The 6,936-nt window shown below is 35.3% G+C and carries 6 protein-coding genes and 1 pseudogene; 6 read left to right on the top strand and 1 reads right to left on the bottom strand.

Annotated elements, in window-relative coordinates; translation table 11 throughout:
- Positions 1-68: 68 nt before the first annotated feature.
- Positions 69-680 (bottom strand): recombinase family protein, encoded by a 612-nt coding sequence (locus ACTS4L_RS10900; RefSeq protein ID WP_440617876.1) that lies wholly within the window; start codon positions 678-680, stop codon positions 69-71.
- 251 nt (positions 681-931) lie between these two features.
- Between ACTS4L_RS10900 and ACTS4L_RS10895 the strand changes: the two genes are divergently transcribed.
- From ACTS4L_RS10895 to ACTS4L_RS10870, 6 genes and pseudogenes are all read left to right on the top strand, one after another.
- Positions 932-2,125, top strand: coding sequence for a KamA family radical SAM protein (locus ACTS4L_RS10895; protein ID WP_440617875.1), 1,194 nt, complete (start codon positions 932-934; stop codon positions 2,123-2,125).
- Between the two features lie 46 nt (positions 2,126-2,171).
- A complete protein-coding gene (locus ACTS4L_RS10890; RefSeq protein WP_440617874.1) occupies positions 2,172-3,557 on the top strand; it encodes an ATP-grasp domain-containing protein in 1,386 nt (461 codons plus the stop codon).
- Positions 3,554-4,276, top strand: a complete 723-nt coding sequence (locus tag ACTS4L_RS10885) for a 2OG-Fe dioxygenase family protein (RefSeq protein ID WP_440617873.1) — start codon at positions 3,554-3,556, stop codon at positions 4,274-4,276. Before ACTS4L_RS10890 ends, ACTS4L_RS10885 begins: the two co-directional genes overlap by 4 nt.
- On the top strand, positions 4,273-5,508 hold the full coding sequence (locus tag ACTS4L_RS10880; protein WP_440617872.1) for an MFS transporter: 1,236 nt from the start codon (positions 4,273-4,275) through the stop codon (positions 5,506-5,508). The genes ACTS4L_RS10885 and ACTS4L_RS10880 overlap by 4 nt, the downstream gene beginning before the upstream one ends.
- A gap of 169 nt (positions 5,509-5,677) precedes the next feature.
- Positions 5,678-6,106 (top strand): recombinase family protein, encoded by a 429-nt coding sequence (locus tag ACTS4L_RS10875; RefSeq protein ID WP_440617877.1) that lies wholly within the window; start codon positions 5,678-5,680, stop codon positions 6,104-6,106.
- Between the two features lie 54 nt (positions 6,107-6,160).
- A pseudogene (locus ACTS4L_RS10870) lies at positions 6,161-6,622 on the top strand (MipA/OmpV family protein); the annotation flags it as partial.
- Positions 6,623-6,936: the final 314 nt, after the last annotated feature.

The following is a 6,936-nucleotide window of genomic DNA, read 5'->3' as shown; positions in this document are numbered from 1 at the left end:
AGTTTTATTTATTTCACTCATAATCTGTGGTCGTATTTCTTAAATTCAAACATCAAAAGTGCGTAACTTCAGTTATTCATAATTTTATCGCCATCTGCTTTTAGCGTGCCATCGCCATTTACATATTTATATAAGGTTGTAGTTGTTATTCCCAATCGTTTTGCAATATCGGATGATACGGCATTTCTGTCGGACATTGCTGCCATTGCCATTTTCAACGTTGCTTTATCCATTTTTGTGGGTCTGCCACCTTTTCTGCCTCTTGCCCTAGCCGCAGCAAGACCTGCGTAAGTTCGTTCGCGTATGAGTTCGCGCTCATATTCAGCCAACGAAGCAAAAATACCAAAGATAAGGCGCCCATTTGCTGTTGTGGTATCAATTTGCGCGCCATGTCCTTCTAGAACTTTAAAATTGATCTTTGACGCATGTAAATCATCAATCATGGTAATCAAGTCCTTCATGTCACGACCAAGTCGATCTAACTTCCATACCACGAGAGTGTTACCTGGTTGCAAAGCCTTAAGGCAAGATTCAAGACCAGGGCGAGAGTCTTTTCTACTAGATGCATAATCATGATAAACTCTGTTCTCATCAACGCCCGCTTTTTTTAAAGCATCAATCTGCAAATCTAACACTTGACTACCATCGGCTTTTGACACTCTGGCATAACCAATCATCATGATAAAAAATTCCTTAACAAATAAAGATAAATTGAATAATACAAATTAGTGTTGAATATTGCAATGGGTTTACTTGTTGATTCTGAATTGAAATATGTGAATTATCAGACCGCCAAGAAAACGGTCGTTTTATTGGCAAGCAATTTATTTCATACAAAAATCTCTGAATTTCTCAACAAACAATTATGTAACAAAAATCATTAAAATATGTCATTATGTATTTTGATGTTAAATATAGAGGGAATCTTTTAATGGAAACTAGTTTAGAGCACTTAGGAAAAAATATTTTAAGTAAGTTCAATATAAGTCAAGATGATTGGACTGATTGGCGTTGGCAACAAAGAAATACAATCAAAGACGCTAACGATTTGTATGCATCCTTGGGTAATAGTTGGGAGCGAGGCATTCAAGATAAGATTGTCCAAAATCTCCAAGATCGCAAAATGCAGATTACGCCATATTACTTAGCTCTAATTTTAAATACGACTGAGCAAAACGCTGATATCACACAAAACCCACTATGGCGTCAGGTCGTTCCTTTTTGGGAGGATGAGATTGATGGCGGATACGATGAGCAAACAGATAACTGGGAGCTATCAAATGAAATGAAGACACCGATATGTCAACATAAATATGACAATCGTGTTATTTTAAGAATGAGCAATACCTGTAATGCTTACTGTCAGTTTTGCTTTGAAGCTTTACGCACACTCAAACCTAAAACCGATAAATCAACGGCTAGTCGCAATTTATTTGAAGAATCTTTTGAATATATTAAGAGTAACAAAAACATTGAGGAAGTAATATTAAGTGGCGGAGATCCATTAACACTGTCAGATGCGAAGCTAGAAGGATATTTATCCAAATTACGTGGATGGAATGATCAGCTATTAATTCGCATGCATTCCCGAGCACTTAGCTTTAACCCATTTAGGGTAAGTGATGAGTTAATTGCAATGCTTGAAAAATATAAGGTAAACTCTTTTGGTATACACGTATGCCACCCAGATGAATTAAGTATTGATTTTATTGAAGCGGTGAAACGTATTCAAAAAGTGGTTCCGATTGTTTTTTCTAATATGCCTTTCTTGCGAGGTATTAATGATGATGAACAAACGCTACATAAATTATTTATTGAGCTTTATCGAATAGGCGTCAAACCTTACTATCTATATCACTATATGCCTTATTCACCGGGAGCATCAATTTATAAAGCTTCGGTGACTAAAGGTATTCAGATTATGAATAAACTAAAACGACGCGTATCAAATATCGCGATGCCTGAATATGTATTGCCGCACGAAAAGGGCAAATTTACTGTGCCATTAGTCGAAAATGCTCAAGATTTCCCACGTTTTGAATATGATGAACAAGGACGTAGGTTTTATAAATTTGTTAATTGGCAAAATCAAACATGTTATTGGAATGATGATGTTTGCGAATAAATAGTCAGAATATTTTAAGCCAACCAGATACTAAGGAAGTATAAATATGCAAATGCCTGCCATATTATTTGTTGATATTGATGATAATCACATCCCAAGCTACAACTACCGTAGTCCGCATTTTCAAGCGGCAAAAGAAAAGGGATTAAATTGCTTAATTGCAACTAGCAATCAGAAAAATATTTCTGCATTAACTCAAAGTTGTGATGAACTATTTTCACTCAAGAGCATCAGTGTAAATGATATCTTAAAATTAGTAGGTAGCTTAGGTGATAAATATGACATCAAAGCTATTTTTTGTCATGCTGGACATGCCTCAAAAGTTGCTGAAATTGGGGCTGTTGTTGCTAAAGTTTGTGAAATCCTTGATTTTAATTATTCACCCGTTGATGCAATTAAAGCCTGCAATAATAAGTTTTTGATGAGGATGAAATTAAGGGAATCGGGAATAAAATCAATTAAGTTTGCACTATGCCATAATGTAGAACAGCTAATTAATAAAGCAAATGAAATAGGGTATCCTTTAATATTTAAACCTCCCTATGGTGCAAGCTCTTCGTATATCAAAAAATGTGATAACGAAGAAGAGCTGGTTAAACACTACCGTTTATTCACTAATACGTATCAAAATTCAAATATGTCAACTTTTTACCCTGTAAGTCACGATATTGTTTTAAATGGCAAAATTATTGATCATTATAATCCCAGTGCAACTATTCTTCTTGAGCAATATATTACTGGATCCGAAGGCACTGTGGAGTGTGTTATTAATGATGGTGAAGTCTACCCATTGATCATTAACGAAAAACTCGTTCTAACTGAGAAATCAGGCACCATTCTGGAAAACTTGCTGATTTGTCCAGCTTTCTCTTATACGGACGAAGATAAGCAAAAAATTAGAGATTATGCGACAAGTTGTTTGAAAGCGCTTGGGTTAAAGAATGATGTAGTACATCTAGAGTTTCGTTTGACAAATGAAGGTCCTGTGATTATTGAAGTTAATCCAAGACTGGGTGGTCTTTATGTTGACGCAGCGTTTAATAATATTGCAGGTGTTAATCCATACTCACTTTATATCAATATGCTTTTGGGAAATATCACTCATAGTAACTACCTATTGAATCAGGCAAAGATTAAGATTGAGAACTGTAGTGATTATTATTCAATGATGGTGATTTATCCCGAATATAGTGGTTATTTTGAGGGATTTAATCAATTAGATTATCTAGATAATCAAGAATACATTCTTAAGTATGATTGTTACCCTAGTCACAATATGGTGAATGCCGAGATTGAGGAAACTTATTTGTTAAAGGCTTGGGTTAAGGTTGCTGATGCATCTGAAGCTAGAGCAAGCTATACAGCTCTTTTACATAATGTTACACCAATGATTTTGAGAGAGCCGTCACAAAATATCGAGGTGGTATCATGAGTGAAGAAATTGGACAATTATTTTTCATGGATAATCATTATGTACACCAACAGAATTATAAAGAGCTTATATCGTACGATGATGAAAGTGTGCAGAGCTTCAAAGCGCACTGGAGTCGATTAGTCGACGATGATAATTTCAAAGACTACACACATAGGAAGCGGCGGATACTTCGCTATACGTATGACGTAATATCTAATGAGCTTAATATCAATCGTGATAATGAGTATAAGTCTTCAGTAAAATACAATATTCCTTATCAACAGGGTGTTAACAAACTTACTTATGTAGAGGAAAGCTTTATCCATCACCCTATCACGCAGGAATTAATTACAATGGATATTGATTTTTTTAAATCCCATCTAGATGTTCAAAGTTGTTATGAAGTTAATGTACATTTGTTTAGAGTACAAGCGGATGGTGAGAGGACTAGCCCAACAACTTCAGGCATTCATCAAGATGGCATGGATTTTATTGGGATGCATTTTATTGATGCGTATAATACAGTTGACGTGGTTTCAAAAATTTACGCATCAGATCAACCTGAAAGTGAAGTTTTTAGTAAACCTATGAGTGTTTTTTTAGAAACACTTTTAGTTAATGATCAGAAGCTTTACCACAGCGCTAGTGAAGTAAGACAAAATACAGACACAGATCAAGCTGCCTATCGTGATTTATTACTTGTAACTTTGCATAAAATAAAAGAGATACCAGCATGACTGGTATTACAAATCAATGGCATGGTTCCACACGAAATGCATTTTTAATCATCTTTGCTCGAGGCATTTCAGATTTTGGTGCATTTTTAAATATGGTGGCATTATCAACCTATGTTTACATTTTAAGTAATAGTGTCATGCATGTTAGTATTTTCCTAGCCGCTCGTGTCGCAGGAGGTATCTTTGCCAGTAGTATTGGAACATTGTTTTTTCGTAAGTTTATTGGCAAATGGTCACTTATTTGGTTTGATGTGTTGCGTGCATTATTGCTAGTAAGTCTTTTTGTTGTGCCACAATCAACCCAGATATATATTTTACCGATAATTGCCTTTGGTATTGGCTTGGGAAATTCTATGTTTTCAATTGGGATTAATACTCAAATTCCCTATTTGATTCAAGATTCTAAAAGAGTATCGGTTAATGGGTGGCTCTCTTCAGTCTCAGCAACAGCTGCCGTTTTAGGCAGCTTGGTCTCTGGATTAGTTGTTGCATTAAGTGGCTATGATGCGGTATTTGCATTGAATATTATTACGTATTTATTAGCGGGTATTATCATTTATCCGATTACTATTTTACGTGAACCTAATAAACAACAAAGTGCTTCAGGTAAGGAGTGGCGAAATTTAGTCAAAGTGCTCCGAGGGCACAAAATGCTAGGCTTTATACTACTCATTACAATGGCTGATACGTTAGGAAGTGCGGCACATAATGTTGGATTTCCAATTATATCAAAACTGATCACACCAGAGTCAATTAGCAGCACAATGGGGCTCATTTTGGCATTTTGGGCGATCGGCAAATTTGGCGGTGCTCGTTTAATCAGTCGATTACTTAGACATAAAAATAACTTGAGTATGGAACGTTTTTTTATGCTTGGCGTATTTTTGATGTCGACAGGCTTTATTTTGCTATTTTCTCAGAGTTCTACCATGTGGCTAATCCCCTTTGCAATATGGGCTGGCTTAGGAGATGGAGTATCTGAAGTAAGCCTATTGTCACGGGTTCAAAATGAATCAGATGAAGTACGACTTCCTATTTTCAGTTTACTAACATTAATGCAGATGACGGGCTTTGGTATTGGGATGCTGATTGTTGCCCCATTTTTTGTATGGTGGGCACCGATGTATGTTGTACTGCTTTTCCATGGTATTCCTATTGGAATTATGCTTATAGTACTTTACAAAATGTATAACCATCTGTTTAAGCATAACTGTGCCATTATTAGAAAGTAATGCATGTATTGTTTATTTTTTCATAAAGTTTAATAGCTTGGGGCTTGAAGGAATTGAGCAAAGTGTACTTGCTAAACTTGACTGAAATAAAGGTGGCTACAACCTATATTTAATAAGGGCTAACATCACTTTGATAGTACAAACCAGTGCTATATGGAATTAACGCCTTATTGTATCCGAATTATCAAGGTTAGGAAGGTCAATTAAAGATGTTCTCAATATCATTGAGCAAATCACAACAATTCAGAAATGCCGATTAATTGTTATCAAGCAACATATTGATGTAAGCCCACAAAATGCAAACCAGTCAACCAACAAAATTCTAATTACAATTTTTTCTATGCTAGCTGAGCTTGAACGTGACTTTATTTCTGAACGTACTAAGGAAGGTTTGAAAGCAGTTAAAGACAAAGGTATTAAACTTGGCAAACCCAAAGGAACTTTACAAAAATCGATGTATGATAAAGACCATGATCGCATACAGCATCTTTATAAAATTGGTGTGCCACTAAAGAAGATCATTGAAACTCACCTTGGTTATGGCAAATATCTGTCGCTAAAAACCTACATTGAGAAAAAAATTGAAAAAAAATTATAGTCCATGTTCGATTACGACCAAATATGCAGTTAGACCCATGATGCGCAACTAAAGCAACTTAATAATCGCTATTATATCGGGATGGTTGGTATAGGACAAAGCCTACAAACACCTTATGGCTATGTCAAAGTGACAGCTAATGTAGACTTTACAGGAAGAACCTCGGGTGGTTACATGATTGATTTTGAGTATGGGAAAGTATTTAAGCAAGGCACAGGTAAACATTTATTCATTTTAAAGCCAACAATCGGATTGCAGTACAATGATCAGCGCTTGGTTGACTATTATTATGGGGTAACACCGCCAGAATCAATAAGATCGGGTTTATTGGAATATTCACCAAGAGGTGCATTTTCGCCACATATAGGTTTGGCAACTGTTTATAATTTCGATAAGAGTTGGAACCTGATTTTATCAACTAGGGTTAATAGATTATCAAACGAAATAACGAAAAGCCCAATGGTTGGTCATCGCTATATTTTTAGCAACTCTGTAGCTTTAACGTATTCCTTTTAAAAGCTTCCTTCATGTATATACTGGATTTTAACCATGACGAAAATGCTTGCAAAGAAGTATTTTATCCATATAATTGTCGTCCATGATTCGTGCTACTAATCTGTATTTAATTAAATACAGTGCTAAATTAAAAACAATAATTTATAGTTATTCAAAAAATTTGTTATGGTTAGAAGGGGTATAAAGTTTTGAGTATAGCATTGAAAAAGCTTTTTTATACCTCAGTTCATTGCTTGCTCACGGCTGTCCCATCTAAAATATGTTGACTTTTGCTAAATTTATCTTTGAAGTTGTTAGCAAAGGAATCTACTGTA

Origin of the sequence: Cysteiniphilum sp. 19S12-1 (assembly GCF_052030685.1) — a bacterium.
GTDB lineage: Bacteria > Pseudomonadota > Gammaproteobacteria > Francisellales > Francisellaceae > Caedibacter.
Note: the sequence above shows the minus strand (reverse complement) of the source record. Positions and strands in the feature narration are given on the sequence as shown.